Annotated in this window: 15 protein-coding genes, 16 tRNA genes, 1 rRNA gene and 1 pseudogene; 5 read left to right on the top strand and 28 right to left on the bottom strand. The window is 43.9% G+C overall.

The features are described from left to right. Entirely contained in the window at nucleotides 1-873 is an 873-nt protein-coding gene (locus tag KP77_RS07300; protein WP_041122071.1) for an RluA family pseudouridine synthase, read from the top strand. A 34-nt stretch (nucleotides 874-907) separates the two neighbouring features. On the opposite strand, the gene wrbA is transcribed toward KP77_RS07300, so the two are convergent. Then, nucleotides 908-1519, bottom strand: coding sequence for an NAD(P)H:quinone oxidoreductase type IV (gene wrbA / locus KP77_RS07295; RefSeq protein ID WP_041122070.1), 612 nt, complete (start codon nucleotides 1517-1519; stop codon nucleotides 908-910). 181 nt (nucleotides 1520-1700) lie between these two features. Between wrbA and KP77_RS07290 the strand changes: the two genes are divergently transcribed. Together KP77_RS07290 and KP77_RS07285 are read left to right on the top strand one after the other, a co-directional pair. After that, nucleotides 1701-2231, top strand: coding sequence for a flavodoxin family protein (locus tag KP77_RS07290; RefSeq protein ID WP_041122069.1), 531 nt, complete (start codon nucleotides 1701-1703; stop codon nucleotides 2229-2231). Between the two features lie 145 nt (nucleotides 2232-2376). Next, nucleotides 2377-3003 carry a nitroreductase family protein gene (locus tag KP77_RS07285; protein ID WP_041122068.1) on the top strand — a complete coding sequence of 209 codons (627 nt, stop codon included), beginning with the start codon at nucleotides 2377-2379 and terminating at the stop codon, nucleotides 3001-3003. 42 nt (nucleotides 3004-3045) lie between these two features. Here the strand turns inward: KP77_RS07285 and KP77_RS07280 are convergent, their stop codons facing one another. Further along, nucleotides 3046-4686, bottom strand: a complete 1641-nt coding sequence (locus KP77_RS07280; protein ID WP_041122067.1) for a M20/M25/M40 family metallo-hydrolase — start codon at nucleotides 4684-4686, stop codon at nucleotides 3046-3048. A 410-nt stretch (nucleotides 4687-5096) separates the two neighbouring features. Between KP77_RS07280 and KP77_RS07275 the strand changes: the two genes are divergently transcribed. After that, nucleotides 5097-6404 (top strand): NCS2 family permease, encoded by a 1308-nt coding sequence (locus tag KP77_RS07275; RefSeq protein ID WP_456152086.1) that lies wholly within the window; start codon nucleotides 5097-5099, stop codon nucleotides 6402-6404. A gap of 100 nt (nucleotides 6405-6504) precedes the next feature. On the opposite strand, the gene yhbH is transcribed toward KP77_RS07275, so the two are convergent. From yhbH to queG, 9 genes and pseudogenes are all read right to left on the bottom strand, one after another. Beyond that, complete coding sequence (gene yhbH / locus KP77_RS07270; RefSeq protein WP_041122065.1) at nucleotides 6505-7632, bottom strand: sporulation protein YhbH; 1128 nt, start codon at nucleotides 7630-7632, stop codon at nucleotides 6505-6507. 299 nt (nucleotides 7633-7931) lie between these two features. After that, on the bottom strand, nucleotides 7932-8237 hold the full coding sequence (locus tag KP77_RS07265; RefSeq protein ID WP_041122064.1) for a hypothetical protein: 306 nt from the start codon (nucleotides 8235-8237) through the stop codon (nucleotides 7932-7934). Between the two features lie 129 nt (nucleotides 8238-8366). Next, the gene (locus KP77_RS17955) at nucleotides 8367-8537 is read right to left on the bottom strand and encodes a hypothetical protein (RefSeq protein WP_152614692.1); all 171 of its coding nucleotides are present in this window, start codon (nucleotides 8535-8537) and stop codon (nucleotides 8367-8369) included. A 515-nt stretch (nucleotides 8538-9052) separates the two neighbouring features. Next, a complete protein-coding gene (locus tag KP77_RS18305; RefSeq protein WP_200889058.1) occupies nucleotides 9053-9220 on the bottom strand; it encodes a hypothetical protein in 168 nt (55 codons plus the stop codon). Between the two features lie 50 nt (nucleotides 9221-9270). Then, nucleotides 9271-11166 (bottom strand): PrkA family serine protein kinase, encoded by a 1896-nt coding sequence (locus KP77_RS07260; RefSeq protein WP_041122063.1) that lies wholly within the window; start codon nucleotides 11164-11166, stop codon nucleotides 9271-9273. A 297-nt stretch (nucleotides 11167-11463) separates the two neighbouring features. After that, complete coding sequence (nfsA, locus tag KP77_RS07255) at nucleotides 11464-12213, bottom strand: oxygen-insensitive NADPH nitroreductase (protein ID WP_041122062.1); 750 nt, start codon at nucleotides 12211-12213, stop codon at nucleotides 11464-11466. Between the two features lie 137 nt (nucleotides 12214-12350). Next, nucleotides 12351-12824 carry a tRNA (uridine(34)/cytosine(34)/5-carboxymethylaminomethyluridine(34)-2'-O)-methyltransferase TrmL gene (trmL, locus tag KP77_RS07250; protein ID WP_041122061.1) on the bottom strand — a complete coding sequence of 158 codons (474 nt, stop codon included), beginning with the start codon at nucleotides 12822-12824 and terminating at the stop codon, nucleotides 12351-12353. A gap of 46 nt (nucleotides 12825-12870) precedes the next feature. Next, nucleotides 12871-13269: pseudogene (locus KP77_RS07245) on the bottom strand (amidase domain-containing protein); the annotation flags it as partial. 74 nt (nucleotides 13270-13343) lie between these two features. Next, the gene (gene queG, locus KP77_RS07240) at nucleotides 13344-14474 is read right to left on the bottom strand and encodes a tRNA epoxyqueuosine(34) reductase QueG (RefSeq protein ID WP_041122060.1); all 1131 of its coding nucleotides are present in this window, start codon (nucleotides 14472-14474) and stop codon (nucleotides 13344-13346) included. A 63-nt stretch (nucleotides 14475-14537) separates the two neighbouring features. On the opposite strand from queG, the gene KP77_RS07235 reads away from it, so the two are divergent. Further along, nucleotides 14538-15188 (top strand): B3/B4 domain-containing protein, encoded by a 651-nt coding sequence (locus KP77_RS07235; RefSeq protein WP_041122059.1) that lies wholly within the window; start codon nucleotides 14538-14540, stop codon nucleotides 15186-15188. A gap of 130 nt (nucleotides 15189-15318) precedes the next feature. Here KP77_RS07235 and KP77_RS07230 read toward each other — a convergent pair. The 17 genes from KP77_RS07230 to rrf all read right to left on the bottom strand — a co-directional run. Continuing rightward, nucleotides 15319-15392, bottom strand: a tRNA-Gly gene (locus KP77_RS07230). 6 nt (nucleotides 15393-15398) lie between these two features. After that, nucleotides 15399-15483 (bottom strand) — tRNA-Leu (locus KP77_RS07225). A gap of 60 nt (nucleotides 15484-15543) precedes the next feature. Then, a tRNA-Cys gene (locus KP77_RS07220) sits at nucleotides 15544-15617 on the bottom strand. A gap of 10 nt (nucleotides 15618-15627) precedes the next feature. Next, a tRNA-Gly gene (locus KP77_RS07215) sits at nucleotides 15628-15702 on the bottom strand. 6 nt (nucleotides 15703-15708) lie between these two features. Continuing rightward, a tRNA-Gln gene (locus tag KP77_RS07210) sits at nucleotides 15709-15783 on the bottom strand. A 5-nt stretch (nucleotides 15784-15788) separates the two neighbouring features. Continuing rightward, nucleotides 15789-15864 (bottom strand) — tRNA-His (locus tag KP77_RS07205). Nucleotides 15865-15885: 21 nt separating this feature from the next. Next, nucleotides 15886-15959, bottom strand: a tRNA-Trp gene (locus KP77_RS07200). Between the two features lie 5 nt (nucleotides 15960-15964). Further along, a tRNA-Tyr gene (locus KP77_RS07195) sits at nucleotides 15965-16048 on the bottom strand. 7 nt (nucleotides 16049-16055) lie between these two features. Next, nucleotides 16056-16131: transfer RNA gene (locus KP77_RS07190), tRNA-Thr, on the bottom strand. 6 nt (nucleotides 16132-16137) lie between these two features. Beyond that, a tRNA-Phe gene (locus KP77_RS07185) sits at nucleotides 16138-16213 on the bottom strand. 62 nt (nucleotides 16214-16275) lie between these two features. Next, a tRNA-Asp gene (locus KP77_RS07180) sits at nucleotides 16276-16351 on the bottom strand. Nucleotides 16352-16357: 6 nt separating this feature from the next. Next, a tRNA-Met gene (locus tag KP77_RS07175) sits at nucleotides 16358-16431 on the bottom strand. Nucleotides 16432-16449: 18 nt separating this feature from the next. Then, nucleotides 16450-16525, bottom strand: a tRNA-Val gene (locus KP77_RS07170). 24 nt (nucleotides 16526-16549) lie between these two features. Beyond that, nucleotides 16550-16624: transfer RNA gene (locus KP77_RS07165), tRNA-Glu, on the bottom strand. A 9-nt stretch (nucleotides 16625-16633) separates the two neighbouring features. Next, nucleotides 16634-16725 (bottom strand) — tRNA-Ser (locus KP77_RS07160). A 1-nt stretch (nucleotide 16726) separates the two neighbouring features. Continuing rightward, nucleotides 16727-16801: transfer RNA gene (locus KP77_RS07155), tRNA-Asn, on the bottom strand. Nucleotides 16802-16806: 5 nt separating this feature from the next. Beyond that, nucleotides 16807-16904, bottom strand: a 5S ribosomal RNA gene (rrf, locus tag KP77_RS17535); the annotation flags it as partial.

Raw genomic sequence — 16904 nt, 5'->3', positions numbered from 1 at the left:
GTGAAACAATCATTTACAATCACCGTTCACCCCGAGTGGGATGGTAAAACGCTTGATACACTATTGAAAGAAGAGCTGGCATTCAGTAAAAAAACCATTCACCAGTGGAGAATGGAAAAGAGTATCTTTATTAACGGAGAGCTGAAGCCCTGGAAGGATCCTCTCTCAACAGGTGATCTTCTATCTATTGAATATGTTGCTCAGCCGTCAGCGCCAGCCTGGGAAAAAGAGATTGATATTTTATTTGAGGACGAGCACCTTATGATCGTCAATAAACCGGCAGATACAGATACACATCCAAATAGTGAGGCTGATACAAAGACGCTGCAAAACGCTGTAATACATGCCTTACTCTCAAACGGACATAGCGGTTATGCGCAGCCGGTTCATAGGCTTGATCGCGATACGACAGGTGCAATCCTTTTTGCAAAACACCCGGCAATTAAACCTCTGCTTGATCAGATGCTTGAAAAAAGACTAATTAAACGTACTTATCTTGCGCTCGCAGAGGGTCAGCTTGATCAGCATGGAACGATTTCTGAGGCAATCGGAAAAGACAGACATCATCCAGTCAGAAGAAGAGTTTCACCAGGCGGGCAAAAAGCAGTCACACACTACCGCAGGTTAAAATATGATGCTGAAAAACATCTGTCACTGGCTGAATTAAATCTTGAAACCGGCCGTACTCATCAGATCAGAGTGCATCTGTCCCACATTGGACATCCGATCGCTGGTGATACACTTTACGGATCACACAATAAAATGTACGATCGCCAGGCATTACATGCAAAAAAGCTGTCATTTGAACATCCGTTTACGCTTGAGCTGATCGAAGTTGAAGCCGCCCCGCCGGCATATTTTCATTTGCACTAAAAAACGCAAAGGCATGAGCCTCTGCGTTTTTCTTTTATGCCTTACCTGCGTTAACCCACTTTGCTACTTCTACTGTGCGTTTTGCCTGGTATTTAACACCGTCTTTAACGTCTTCTTTCATATTGCCGTCCTGGTCCACTGTCACACTCGTGCCGTACGGATTTCCACCTGAAGCGAACGTGACCGGATCAGAATAGCCTGGTGCTGCAATGATTGCACCCCAGTGCATCATGGTTGTGTAAAGGTTCAAAATGGTTGCTTCCTGGCCACCGTGCGGGTTTTGAGCGGAACTCATGCCGCTGACTACCTTATTGACTAGCTTACCATTGAACCAAAGACCACCTGTTGTATCAATAAAGTTTTTCATCTGTGCCGGCATAGTACCGTAACGTGTCGGAATACTGAAAATATACGCATCCGCCCACTCAAGATCATTTAACGTAACAACTGGCACATCTTTTGTTTCTTCATAATGCTCTTTCCATGCAGGATTTGAAGCAATGGCCTGCTGTGGTGCAGTCTCTTCAACTTTTAATACCTTAACCTCAGCTCCGGATTCCTTCGCTGCTTCTTCCGCCCACTTCGCAAGCTGATAATTTGTTCCTGTTGAACTGTAATAAATAATCGCTAATTTTACGTTTGACATTTCACAATCACTCCTTGAATCAATTTAATTTTCTAAAAATGATTTCACGCTTTATATTATTTCCTAAATTCACTTAAAATAAACATAGTTTCGAAAATCTCAGTTTCAAAGTATCATGAACCGTTTGTTGACATAGAATGTTGAAAGGGTACAATTTGTTTGAATAGGAGGAATTAGTGACATGACATTGTGTATCATTAGCGGAAGTTCACGCGAAAACAGTAATTCAGAATATTTTGCAGAGAAAGCAGCTGCTTCTTATAAAGGTGAAGTAAAGTGGATACGGTTAAGAGAATTGGATATTCAGCAGATTCATGATCAGCGGCACGATGAGTCCGGTTTCAGCCCTGTAGATGATGACCATACGCAAGTGATAGAAACCATGCTATCTGCGGATGCTGTCCTTTTTGCTACACCATTATACTGGTATGGCATGAGTGGCTATATGAAAACGTTTATTGACAGATGGTCCCAGGCAATGAGGGATCCTGATTTGGACTTTAAAGAGCGGGTGAAAAACACACCTTCATATGTGATCACTTGCGGCGGTGATCAGGTTGATATAAAAGGCTTACCGCTTATTCTGCAGTTTAAGCATATTTTTGAATTTACAGGAATGGACTTCAAAAAATACTTTATCGGTGAAGCAAGAAAACCCGGTGATGCATCAAAGAGTAATAGACTTCATCAGTTGGAACAGTTTTTCGACTAGTTCACCAGATGGATATCTGAGATAAAGTCAGCTTAATAGCTGCACCTTATTTCTTGACAATCACCATTTTTGTATACTATAGTGGGCGCTGATAACTTAAAGTAACTGATATAATCTGATACATTTTTAAGGAGGAAGACCCACTATGGCTGCAACAACTTTAGAGAAAAACGTACTTGATGTACTTTTTGAAAGAAGAGCAACTAAACAATACGATCCGGAAGCTGAGATCAGCCGTGAAGAGCTGAATGAGCTTCTTCAGACGATGGGACAGGCACCATCAGCGTGGAACCTTCAGCACTGGAAGTTTCTCGCTTTCCACAATCCTGAATCGCAGGAACGTCTGCTTCCAATCGCCTATAACCAGCAGCAGATCACGGATGCTTCAGCTGTCATTGCTGTGCTTGGCGATCTGCGTGCGAATGAAAATGTAGATACTGTTTTCGATCCTGCAGTTGAAGAAGGATCAATGTCTGAGGAAATTAAACAGGCATTGAACGGACAGATTCAAGGCGCTTATGAAAATGAACAGTTTGCACGCGATGCAGCGTTCTCGAATGCTTCACTTGCTGCAATGCAATTCATGATTGCTGCAAAAGCGAAGGGTTGGGATACGTGCCCGATCGGTGGATTCAGCGATGCAGGTCTGGTTGAAGAATTCGAGATCTCAGACCGCTATGTGCCTGTTATGCTGATTACGGTTGGTAAAGCGGCCAAAGAAGCCCGCAAATCCGGCAGAATCAACATTGATGACCTGGTAGAATATGTATAATCATAAAAAGCTGAGACAAATTGTCTCAGCTTTTTATGATGTTTATTTCACAAGATCTTTTGCAAAGTCTTTGATAAGTCCCGGCAGGATGCCGAATGTGTATGGCTTATAGACCCGCTCTGTCCACTTGTGTCCATCACGTCCGTAGACGCCGATATTGATTGATGGGATGTTCAGCTCGCGGATCAGGTGTACAGGAACCGGGTAGAGATCCTGCATGCGCGGAATATTTCTTTTTAACATTTCAATCGCTTCTTCTGACTCATGAAGTGAGAGAAAGCTCCCATCTGCAAGATACGGGAAGAAACGCTTTGTGACAAATTCTTCTCCTTCTCTTTCTGAGGTAATTTGCAAATGTTTTTCAAGTTTTTTCATAATGTCCGCACCATGCTCATTTTTATCGCTCAGATAATTATGTGGAAGAAATGGCGGTGCGAAAAACAAGAGTACGCGCGGTGTTTTCTCAGGGTCAAGCTGTTGAAGCGCTTCAGCCAGCGCAAAAGCTGCTTCCCGTTTGTCCTTCCCCTTATATTTTTTCACAACCTCATTTAACTTACTTTCCACATCGATTCCCTGCGCTCTCAACGACGATTCCAGCTCGCTGAATGTACAGACATCCATTTGAAAATTCCAGTCACTCGGCGGAAATCCGTGCTTGATTCGGAAGTCTCTGTATTTTTTCGTACTCTCTCTGCTGATCTCATATACTGCTTCAATTGAAATTTTACGCAGTTTCTCAAGTACGTCCTGTGCCGTCTGTTCAAATACGAAATAGTTGAAGTACAGGTGAGCACTGATTGCAGTCTGTACATTATAATCTTTTTTATCGTCTTTAAAATGAAGACAGGCCGGTGGAAGCACGTATTCCCCTTCCAGATCTTCAGCAAGGTCAATATTCTGATTGATTCTGCGGTTTAGCTCAGCCCCAATACGCGTCGGGTCAATTGAAGTCAGCACATCTCCAACGTGCGCTTCTCTGCCGTATATATAAAAGCATGGAAGGACCTTCCCCGCTGCACCTGTATAAATGTATTTCGTGCGGTCACCGTCATACATTGGTGCGATAAAGTCATTATTGATCGCTGCCACATAATCGAGTTTCATCTCCTTTTTCAGACGGGCGAGTTCATGGAGTGCCCCAAGCATCCCTGCGTGTTCACTTTCTTCATCCGGATTAAATAAAAACAGCATATGGCCATCTCTTTTTTCTTCAGATAACTGCAGAAGGTTCACCAGATGAATCGCTGCCCCGCTTTGCATATCAAGTGATCCCCTGCCAAACAACCATTGTCCGGAACCAGCCTCCTGCCTTACGCGGTAATCTCCCGGAAATCCCTTAAAGAATGCTTCAAGACTGTCCGGGTCATGAGCCATCTGCTGAAGTGATCCGAAATCTTCTGTGCCGACAGTATCAATATGACTGTGGAACAGCACAGTTTTATCAGACTCTCCAGGCAGCATCGCCCAGACATTCTTTCTGCCAAATGGGTCATCTTTTATCTCCTGTATCCACACATGTTCAGGATTTTCCTGAAAATAAGGAAATGAAGAGATCCATTCAAAAATCTGTTCTACTTTATGTACTTCACCCTGTGACCCCGTATAACTCTTCATTGCAATCAGCTTTCTTGTGATGAATTCAGCCTGCTCCGGTGCAGATAAATGTTGTAGTTCGCGAAACATCCTATTACCCCCTGCTCTCTTTTCATTCATCTTAATCGAAGGACGAACCGAATGAAAGCAGGTTTGTGTGAAATCATCAGCTTAAATAAAATTTATTAAGAATATAGGTACGTTAAAGACCAATGTTGTTTTAGCACAGCTGGTGATTGCAGTGGAAGGGGGACGACTCCAGCAGGAGAAGCGTGACAGGTGAGACCCCGCAGACCCGCAGCGTCGAGGAGGCTCGATTGAACCGGAGCCAAAATGACGGCTCATGCGGAAAGCGTTCCCCCTGCAGCGGAAATCAACAGCCATCTTTAACAGAGTCAAGAATATAAAAAATTTTGATCAAAAAGGGTTGAATCTTATGCTATAAACGAATATTATATAACTTGTGCTTTTAAACGTTCGTATTTTAACAAAGGACTGATATGATGTTTCGCTTTCATTTAAAAGAAAATAATACGACTGTTAAAACTGAGCTTTTAGCAGGCTTTACCACATTTATGACAATGGTTTATATCGTTGTTGTGAATCCGATTATCCTCTCAAGTGCAGGCGTGCCTTTTGACCAGGTATTTCTTGCAACAATTATTGCCACAGTGATCGGAACTCTCTGGATGGCTCTAATGGCAAATTATCCAATTGCCATTGCACCAGGTATGGGGCTCAATGCATACTTTGCCTTTTCAGTTGTCGGCACTAACACAAATATTACGTATGAAGTTGCTTTTGCAGCCGTATTTGTCGCCGGAGTGATCTTTACGATTCTTTCCCTGACTTCTTTCAGAAAAAAGCTCATAGAAGCGATTCCTGATAACCTGAAGCACGGAATTACAGCCGGAATCGGTCTATTCATTGCTTTTATCGGAATGAGAATGACAGGTATTATCGTTGCGCACCTGGACAACCTTGTCGCACTTGGTGACCTTCATTCTTCGTCTGTTATTCTGGCATTTACAGGTCTTGCAGTCACACTGATTTTAATGGCTTTAAATGTTAACGGTGCGCTATTCATTGGTATGATTGTGACAGGGGCCATTGCCTATTTTACAGGGCAGCTCGAGTTCAACGGGGTAGTCGCACTGCCAAGTCTGCCGGAAGGAATTATTATTTCCAACCCGATTGCAGCATTTGGTGATGTCATTGAATATGGTTTATTCGCCGTTGTCTTTTCATTCCTGTTAGTAACCATATTTGATACAACCGGCACGATGATTGGTGTTGCACAGCAGGCCGGTCTGATGAAGGGTAAAACCATGCCGCGCGCACGTCAGGCACTGTTAGCTGATTCGATCGCTGCTACTGCAGGGGCAATGGTTGGTACAAGCCCGACTTCCGCTTATATCGAATCATCATCAGGTGTCGCAGCAGGCGGACGAACAGGATTAACTACTGTAACGGTCTCAGTACTATTCATTGCAGCAGCCTTTTTCGGACCTCTCGTCAGTGCTGTATCAGGCGTTTCAGCTATTACTGCTCCTGCACTGATTATCGTCGGCAGCCTGATGATGAGCAGCATCTCCCATATTAAATGGGGTGAGATTGATGAAGCGTTTCCTGCGTTTCTGATTATCCTGAGTATGCCGCTGACATCAAGTATTGCAACAGGCATCGCCCTTGGATTTATTTCTTATCCAATTTTAAAAATTGTTAAGGGAAAATGGAAAGAAGTTCACTTTCTTGTCTATTTATTTGCAGTGCTGTTCGCTTATCAGCTGGTTTTCCTTCCACATTAAATAGCTCTTTTAAAGTTGGCTGTTGATTTCCGCTTCAATCAACAGCTGTGCTAAAACAACATTGGGCTTTAACAAAACGAAAAAATAAAATCCCGCGTCCTCAGACGTGGGATTTTTTGCTGAGAAAATATTTTAACGCATCAAGCACCTCTGTTTTCCTTCTCATGATAAACGTTCTGATCTCTTCTTCTTCGGCTTTTGCAAAAACAGACATGAGAGAAGACTGGCGATGGTACTGGCTTACTTCCCCATACCCGACCATATTGCAATGTTCAGCAAGTTTCTGAATCAGCGGCAGACACTTTTCATTATCTGAAGTCAGGTTATCGCCATCTGAAATGTGAAAGGCATAGACATTATACCTTTCCTGCGGATAATCACTCCCCACAATATCAAGCGCTTTTCTATAAGCTGACGAACAAATCGTTCCACCGCTTTCCCCTTTTGTAAAAAACGTTTCCTCTTCGACTTCTTTAGCTTCTGTATGGTGTGAAATAAATCTGATTTCAACATGTGCGTAATGAAGGTTCAAAAACTTCACAAGCCAGAAGAAAAAGCTCCTCGCAATATACTTTTCAAACATACCCATTGACCCGCTCGTATCCATCATCGCAATAACGGCTGCCTTTGACTCTTTTTCTTTTGATTCCGTCCATGTTTTATAACGGATATCTTCAGGTAGAATCGGATGAAATCCCGCTTCCCCATTCATCGCATTACGTTTGAATGCTGTCATCATGGTTTTCTTTTTATCAATATTGCCAGTCAGTCCTTTTGTTCTGATATCAGTGAACTGTATCCCTTCTTTTGAAGCCTCTACTTCTTCTTTCTGCTTAAAATCAGGAAGATCGAGCTGACTGAACAGGGCGGTCTCAATTTCTTCTATGGATACCTCCGCCTCCACATAATCTTCACCCGGTTCACTGCCCGCCTGTCTGCCTCCCCCGTCACGCGACCTTGCAATAACATCTCCTTCCCCACTGTCTCCGTTACCCTGACCTATATGCTTCTTTTTTGAATGATCATAGCGGATTTTGTATTCATCAAGTGATCGCACAGGAATCTTCACCATTTTTTTGCCGTCTGACATAATGACATTTTCTTCTGTGATCAGTTCGGGTAGTCTGTCTTTTACTGCCTGCTGGATTTTCCTGTTGTGTCTCTTCTGGTCTTCCTGGCCCTGTTGATGCAGGGACCAGTCTTCTTTTGATACGGTAGAACCCTGCATATATCGCCTCACCCTTCATCTTTTCTCTATTGTATGAGGGCAGGCTTAAATTATTGCTTATGATTTCAGGGAAAAGAAAAACGCTGAGACAATTAGCTTGTCTCAGCGTAACTAACCGGTTCACTGCGCTGCAGGCGGCGCTTTCCGCAGGGACGGCGCTAAGCCTCCTCACGCTTCGCGCTGCGGGGTCTCAGCTGTCCGTCTTAACCTGCTGGAGTCGCCGCCTTCCGCTACGTTCACCTCTGATATCTATCAGCGTACATTCGTTTCTTCGTATATTTATTATTTACTTGTAACTTTTAGAAACTTTTCTCTTTTGCTGTTGAACGTGAGGCATCAAGCAGCAGGATGATTGCTGTGATGACGTGCATGATAAATCCAAGCAGCGGTACGAATCCGAATACAGATGTAAAGATACCGAAAATACTTCCTGTTTTCGATGTGAATTCACGTGCAGCGAATATTAAAGCAACAATATGCAGAGCCAGCATAATCCACAGTATCGACCAGCCCGTGGAGATAATTAGTGTACCACCGAGAATCGGAATGGCCAGCACAGCCTCAAGACTGCCCGTCACCCACTTCATAATTGTAGAAATCTTCATTCATCATCAAGTCCTTTCTGTAAGTACGATATTAAAAGGCACAGTGCTTAATTTCAATTGATACCTCTTATACGTATTCCCTATTTAAAAAGTTTCAAAAAAAATAACCAGTTTTTCAGACTGGTTATTTCATGACTTTTCTTCATATTGAATTGGATCGGACAATTTCTTACTGGACTTTAACTCTCCGCCTGACCTTATCTTCTCCATCTGCTTACCGAGCATCACCAGCTCTTCCATATTACTAGCCATACTCCCATTCACCGGCTCAAGCTCCTTAAAATACTCTCTGCCTGGCATAAAAAATCCCCTCCGATTTTTTTATAGTGTATCATTATTAGAAAATTCAGTCAAATGATGAAAAGTGGAGGTGCCCCGTTTAGCCCCGACAAGCATAAGATGCGCTGAGAAAAATGGGTGACCTTTCCCATTTTCTCAGCGTAGCTTATGACTCGAGGGGCTGGGCACCGGAACTGGATCTCATGAAAAGTGGAGGGCGCTCGGTCAGCTCTGACAGGCATAAGACGCGTTAGCGCCAAAAAATGATTGAGTTAAAGCGTCAGCTGCCCGAAAAAATAGAAAGGTCATTGAAATAACATGAAAGATGATAGACAAAAATCAAAAGCTCATCGATATATCCAAGAGATCATGAGCAGATGTTGAATAAATATGATTGCTGATTGAATCCTATTAAAAGGTCAAAGATAAATCCCAAAAGCTGATCGAATACCCCGCCCCTTCAAATACTTGAATCACTCACTTCAACCTATCCTCAAAACCAGCTCCCAGCTAAAAACCGAAAAAAAGAAGAGGATCTACTCCTCTTCTTCATACTGCTCAGTCCCGGGCTCCCGGTGCTTTTTTAATTGTTCATTGGTTCTCATCTTTTCCATCTGGCGTCCAAGCTGATCCATTTCCTCCAGATCACCAGCCATGGAACTGTTTTCCGGAATATCGTTTTTCACTTCTTCTTTCTTAGTCATCGTTCATCACCTCTACTGTCCCATTACCCTCATTACCGTTTTAAAAAACGCTACCTGTTTAACAGTGATCCTACATATTTAAGCAGGTCATTTGCGCTTGTAGAATTGTAGCCATATTCATCAATCAGCCTTGCGATCACTTCATTCATCTTCTTCAGCTGCAGCTCATCCGGCGTTTTTGAAGATGTGGTGATCTTGACGACATCTTTCAGATCAGCAAACAGCTTCTTTTGAATCGCTTCTTTCAGACGGCTGTGTGACTGGTAATCAAACCGTTTACCTTTCCGTGCAAATGCTGAGATTCTGATCAGGATCTCTTCACGGAATGCTTTTTTCGCGTTTTCAGAAACGCCAATCTGCTCCTCAATTGAACGCATCAGCCGCTCGTCAGGATGCATTTCTTCCCCTGTTAATGGATCCTTCAGCTTTGACTTATGGCAATATGCTTCAACATTATCAAGATAATTGTCCATCAGCGTTTTTGCAGATTCTTCATACGAATATACGAATGCTTTCTGGACTTCTTTTTTAGCCAGATCATCAAACTCTTTTCTCGCAAGTGAAATACAGGTCAGGTAATGCTCCCTGCTTTCTTTTGAAATAGAAGCATGCTGATCAAAGCCTTCCTTAAGTGACCTTAAAACATCGAGCGCATTAATGGAGGACAGTTCCTTCTTAATAATTGTAGAAGAGATCCGGTTAAGTACGTAACGTGGATCAATCCCTTCCATCCCTTCTCCGGTATGTTCCCGCTTCAGCTCTTCAACATCAGCCTCTCCAAACCCTTCAACCGATTCTCCGTCATACATTTTCATTTTACTGATCAGGTTAATGTCTTTTCTTTTAGGCTCTTTCAGTCGTGTCAGCACAGTAAAGATCGCTGCTGTCCGGAGTGTATGAGGCGCAATATGCACATCCGCCACATCACTTTGTGAGATCAGTTTTTCATATATTTTCTCTTCTTCAGACACACGCAGATTATAAGGCATCGGCATGACTATCATTCTGGAGTGAAGCGCTTCGTTTTTCTTATTGGAAATAAACGAACGATATTCCGTTTCGTTCGTATGAGCGACAATCATTTCATCTGCAGAGATGAGTGCAAATCTTCCTGCTTTAAAATTCCCTTCCTGCGTCAATGAAAGTAAATGCCATAAAAATTTCTCATCACACTTTAACATTTCCTGAAATTCCATCAGTCCGCGGTTCGCCTTATTTAACTCACCATCAAAACGGTACGCACGCGGATCCGACTCCGAACCGTATTCTGCAATCGCTGAAAAATCCAGACTTCCTGTCAGGTCTGCAATGTCCTGTGACTTTGGATCAGACGGACTGAATGTACCAATCCCTGTTCGTTTATCCTCTGAAAAAAATACCCGCTCCACCGGAACATCCTCAATTCTGTTACCGAACTCCTTTTCGAGTCTCATCATATTTAATGGTGACAGGTGCCCTTCAATTCGGACTCCATATTCCTTAAAGAAATCTTCCCGCAGTGCTTCAGGAATTAGATGAAGCGGATCTTCATGCATCGGACACCCTTTAATCGCATAGACTGCACCGCGATCTGTTCTCGTATACTGCTCCAGCCCTCTTTTCAAAAGTGTCACAAGCGTTGATTTACCACCGCTTACAGGACCCATCAATAAAAGAATTCTCTTTTTCACATCAAGCCGTCTTGCCGCTGGATGAAAGTATTCTTCCACGAGCCGCTCAAGTGCTTCTTCAAGACCGAATAAATGACGGTTAAAAAACCGGTAGCTTTTTCGTCCATTGATCTGTTCGGTTCCTGCATCTTTGATCATATGATAAATCCTGGAATGTGCAGATTGTGCAATCCAGGGCCGGCTTTTAAGCATCTCTAAATAATCGGAGAAGGTCCCTTCCCATTTCAGCATCGACTCTTCAAGCTGATAGTCTGCCACCCGTTTTAACATATCCATCTGATTCTCCCCCTCTTCGCTCTCATATAAAACGGTATGCAGCACATGCTGTATTCATGAGCAAAGTGAGCTGAAATATGCATATTCACAGGACAGTCATTTCTTTATTCAAGATAATCATGTATACTTAAAAATATATGACATGATTCATACTTTATCCGGGAGGTATATGAGATGGGTACAGCACTTATTCTAGGTATTTGCGTAGCATTCCTTGCAGCAATCTTTACAGCCGGTTATAACGATAAGCCGGGCAAAACTAAAAACAACTAAAAAAAGCTGCGATCGCAGCTTTTTTTATTTTTTCGCGAAGTTTTTCTCCTCCACAAAATTCTTCATATACATTCTGTTTTTCCTTTGCAGCATAGTTGCCATCTGCTCTGTCCATTTATCGGATCTTTTACCTGCTGTGCGGTCATGATAATAAGCTGAGATTGCTTCATTATATTCATAAAGCTCCTGCTTCACTGTTTCTTCCTGATGTCTGTAACTGTTTTCGTGATAGATCGTCTGAAATGGCATTCTCGGTTTTACAGCTGTTTCCTGATCCGGTACGCCAACTGTTAAGCCAAATAGGGGAATGACATGCTCAGGCGTTTCCAGCAGCTCAGAAACCTCAGGCAGATTATTTCTCAGGCCGCCAATATAACAGATACCCAGCCCCATTGATTCAGCTGCTACAGCTGCATTTTGAGCTGCCAGTGAAGCATCAATAACTGATACCATGAATTTTTCCATCGACGTAATAGAGTCTTCCACATCCGCACTTTCCCACTGACCGATCAATGAATGTCTGTAGAGGTCTGCACAAAACACAAAAAAGTGACCGCTGTCTGATACATAATCCTGCCCGCCTGCGAGTTCAGCCAGCTTTTTCTTTTTATCAGGATCAGTTACACCAATAATTGAATAGGCCTGAATAAAGCTTGACGTTGATGCCATCTGAGCAGCCTCTACAATCATCTGAACCTGCTCAGGCGATAATTTTTCATCTTTGAATTTTCTGACAGATCTGTGATTTAACATCGTTTCAATTGTTCTGTTCATATTTACCTCCACCTTTCATACTCTAACCTTTATTAAGTGTAGCGTTTTGGAATACAGCGATTCAAACATTATGTATTTTGATTGACACGAACTTTACATATAAAAAAGCCATAGTCTAAACGACTATGGCCTTACCTTCACCCAAGCGAAGGGAAATTCTGCTGTCTCAGCGCTTCATATACAAGAATCGCTGCAGTATTGGATAAGTTCAGTGAACGCACGTGCTCATTCATCGGAATGCGAAGCGCGCGGTCTTTATTATTTTCAATGACGTCATCCGGTAACCCTGATGTTTCCCGCCCGAAAACAAAATAGAAATCTTTTTCTACATCACTATAATCAAACGTTGAGTGTGGCTGCGTGCCATACTTGGTCAGGTAGAAATATTCTCCACCCTCACTTGCCTGGTAAAAATCCTCAAGCGAATCATGGTAATGAATATCAACATGCTGCCAGTAATCAAGTCCTGCACGTTTGAGCATTTTATCATCTGTAGAAAAGCCAAGCGGCCTGATTAAATGTAGTGATGTACCGGTTGCTGCACAGGTACGTGCAATATTACCTGTGTTAGCAGGAATTTCCGGCTGATATAAAACAACGTGTAATCCCAATTTCTTCACCTCATCGTCTATTTCGGCTGAGCCATTCTCTATTCTATCACGAAAGGTGAAAAAAATAATACCTGATCGATGGCGAATAAGCAGCTGAATCACTGTATGTCCATAATCTGTGCCTGCTGTCATTCGTATGCGCATTCACATAAGGCACCCCTGAGTCAATCACCGTCACAATGGCAGTATGGTCTACTCTGCCGTCCCCTGCGAAATCATAGCAGATCACATCTCCAACCTTCAGCATAGAAGCATCTGCCACTCTTTCAGCTGCCTCCTCAAGAAACCAGCGCATAGAATGCGCAACTGCCCAGCTGAGACTCCACTGTCCGCCCTGCAGCCACCAGCCTCTGTAACGGTCCGGATACCCTCTCATCACGAGTCCGCCTACAAGCAGACATTGCGAGACAAAGTTCGTACAATCTACCGGAAAAGCAGGGAACGCGGGATTCCGTTTATCTCACCACTCCTCAGCATATTCAGCAGCAAGTACGCCATTATACATGTACTCAACACCCCTCACTTACAAAGTGATAAGCCTTTCTCGATCTCTTTTAACACCTCTTCGTCCTGTTCAAGCTCTTTTTGTTTCAACAGCATCTTCTCAGCTTCTTCACCGCCGATTTTCCCTGCAGCCCAGGCAGCTGTACCTCTCATAACAGGACGCACGTCATGCTGCATTACTTCAAAAATAGATGGCAGTGCTGACGCTTCTTTAAAATGAGCCAGTGCAATCAGCGCATTACGCTGAATCGGCTTCTTGCCTCTCCATGAACCTGACACATGACCGTAGCTTTCTTTGAACTCTCTATTGCTGATTGTCAGAAGTGGTTCAAGCAGCGGCTTCGCAATCTCAGGATCAGGCTCAAATTCTGGATGCTTGTGCATATCAATTCCCTTATTTTTGGGGCAGACGGTCTGACACGTATCACATCCATACAGCCTATTCCCGATTTTAGTGCGATATTCATCAGGCAGAAAATCCTTCGTCTGCGTTAAAAATGCAATACACTTTTTCGCATCCAGCTGTCCTCCCTGAACAAGCGCTCCGGTCGGACAGACATCCACGCATAAATTACAATCCCCGCACTGATCCTCCATCGGTTCATTCGGGCTGAAAGGAATATTTGTAATCATTTCACCTAAATAGACATAAGAACCAAACTCAGGCGTAATAATCGAACAGTTTTTGGCACTCCATCCAACGCCTGCTCTTTCGGCAACAGCACGGTCTACAAGCTCACCTGTATCAACCATTGACTTCATTCTGGCATCAGGTACTCTCTCCTGTATAAACTGCTCGAGGCGCTCAAGCGCTTTTCGTAAAACAGTGTGATAATCCTCTCCCCAGGATGCCCTCGCGAAAACACCTCTGCGTTCACCTTTTTTACTTCTAGGTGCATCCTTCATTTTAGAAGGATAGGCCAATGCAATTGAAATAATCGACTTAGGCTCATGCATTAATAACGAAGGGGTTACACGCTTATCAATATCCTTTTCTTCAAAACCCGACTGATAATTCAGCGCTTCCTGTCTGATCAGCCGGCCTTTCAGATCAGAAAAGAAATCCGCACTCGTAAAGCCGATTTTATCAATGCCAAGTTCGTCAGCATGATCAATAATTTCCTGTTTTAAAGCATCATAATTCATTCTAATCCCCCTTTCTATATGGAAATGGTAAACTGAATGCATACAAAAGGAGTTGACCACCTTATGGAAGTTTCAGTTCATTCATCACTATCAGATTATTCATTTGGCATCATTCATTATCGAAACGTCACCGTCAGCGACTCACCTCAAATGTTAAAAGGACGGCTTCAATTATTTCAGGAATCATTATTTTTTGATCTGAAGGATAAAAAGCCGTCCGACTTTGAAGGAATTGCTGAATGGAGACAATTATTTAAACAGTTCGGGAAAGATCCCAACAGGTATAGACCAAGTACAGAAGCACTTCTCAGAAGAATATCAAAACAAAACTATCTGCCGAGTGCCAATTCAGCAGTTGACCTGAATAATTTCTTTTCCCTTCAATATGAAACGCCCCTTGGTATATATGATGCCCAGAATATCAGCGGTCCTGTTGAGATCAGGGTCGGCAGCAAGGACGAACAATTTGAAGGCTTAAACGGCAGAGACAATTCTGCCGAAAACCTGATTATCGCTGCTGATGATTATGGACCCTTTGGAAGCCCAAGTGTTGATTCACTCAGAACCTCCGTCAGCAGAGAAACGACTGAAGCAGTACATATCGTCTACCTCAGACCTTCTCTCCCAGCTGCGGATCAGGAAAAGCTGCTTGATTCATTAAAGCATATGTTTATCCAGGTAAATGGCGGTAATGCCACATCACAAATCGTATAAGTGTATTATATCATCCGGCTTCGTCCGATCAAAAAGCCTCATCATTATGTGGGGCTTTTATGTTTTTTACATATAAAAAAACGCAACGCTTCGTTTTAGATAAACGAAACACTGCGTTGGTTATGTATGTTGGAGCGGGTGATGAGAATCGAACTCACGACATCAGCTTGGAAGGCTGAGGTTTTACCACTAAACTACACCCGCAAATGCTGGTACCGATGGCCGGGGTCGAACCGGCACTCCCGAAGGAACACGATTTTGAGTCGTGCGCGTCTGCCAATTCCGCCACATCGGCATGACAATATGAATATTATCATACTCATGCATGTATTACAAACTGAATCATTTTATTTTTTGGAGGCGGTAACCGGACTCGAACCGGTGATAAGGGTTTTGCAGACCCGTGCCTTACCACTTGGCTATACCGCCAAAATAAAAATGGAGCGGAAGACGAGATTCGAACTCGCGACCCCCACCTTGGCAAGGTGGTGTTCTACCACTGAACTACTCCCGCAAAAAATGGCTGGGCTAGCTGGATTCGAACCAACGCATGACGGAGTCAAAGTCCGTTGCCTTACCGCTTGGCTATAGCCCAATATATGGGGCGACTGATGGGAATCGAACCCACGAATGCCGGAACCACAATCCGGTGCGTTAACCACTTCGCCACAATCGCCGTAATATTATTTTTTAAAATTGGCAGGGGCAGTAGGAATCGAACCCACACCGGAGGTTTTGGAGACCTCTGTTCTACCTTTAAACTATGCCCCTATGAATGGTGGAGGGGGGCAGATTCGAACTGCCGAACCCGAAGGAGCGGATTTACAGTCCGCCGCGTTTAGCCACTTCGCTACCCCTCCATATGAATGGTGCCGGCAAGAGGACTTGAACCCCCAACCTACTGATTACAAGTCAGTTGCTCTACCAGTTGAGCTACACCGGCAACACATGGTGGCTTTGGACGGAATCGAACCGCCGACACATGGATTTTCAGTCCATTGCTCTACCAACTGAGCTACAAAGCCAAATATTTAAGCATTTTCTATCTTACTATGTAAATAAGTTTTTTTCAACTGTGAGATAAAAATGGCGGTCCCGACCGGGATCGAACCGGCGATCTCCTGCGTGACAGGCAGGCATGTTAACCGCTACACCACGGGACCATGTAATTGCGGGGGCAGGATTTGAACCTGCGACCTTCGGGTTATGAGCCCGACGAGCTACCGAACTGCTCCACCCCGCGACGATATAAAGTTAAAAATGGTGGAGAATGACGGGCTCGAACCGCCGACCCTCTGCTTGTAAGGCAGATGCTCTCCCAGCTGAGCTAATTCTCCAGGGAAGTTGTCGTAAAATATAAATGGTGACCCGTACGGGATTCGAACCCGTGTTACCGCCGTGAAAGGGCGGTGTCTTAACCACTTGACCAACGGGCCAGTATGCAATGGCGGAGAGCAAGGGATTCGAACCCTTGAGACAGCGGTAGCCGCCTACACGATTTCCAATCGTGCTCCTTCGACCTCTCGGACAGCTCTCCATGGCTCCACAGGTAGGACTCGAACCTACGACCGATCGGTTAACAGCCGATTGCTCTACCACTGAGCTACTGTGGAATAATGCCTAGCGACGTCCTACTCTCACAGGGGGAAACCCCCAACTACCATCGGCGCTGAAGAGCTTAACTTCCGTGTTCGGCATGGGAACGGGTGTGACCTC

This window comes from Jeotgalibacillus alimentarius (assembly GCF_000829445.1).
In the GTDB taxonomy this organism is placed as follows: Bacteria; Bacillota; Bacilli; order Bacillales; family Jeotgalibacillaceae; genus Jeotgalibacillus; species Jeotgalibacillus alimentarius.
Note: the sequence above shows the minus strand (reverse complement) of the source record. Positions and strands in the feature narration are given on the sequence as shown.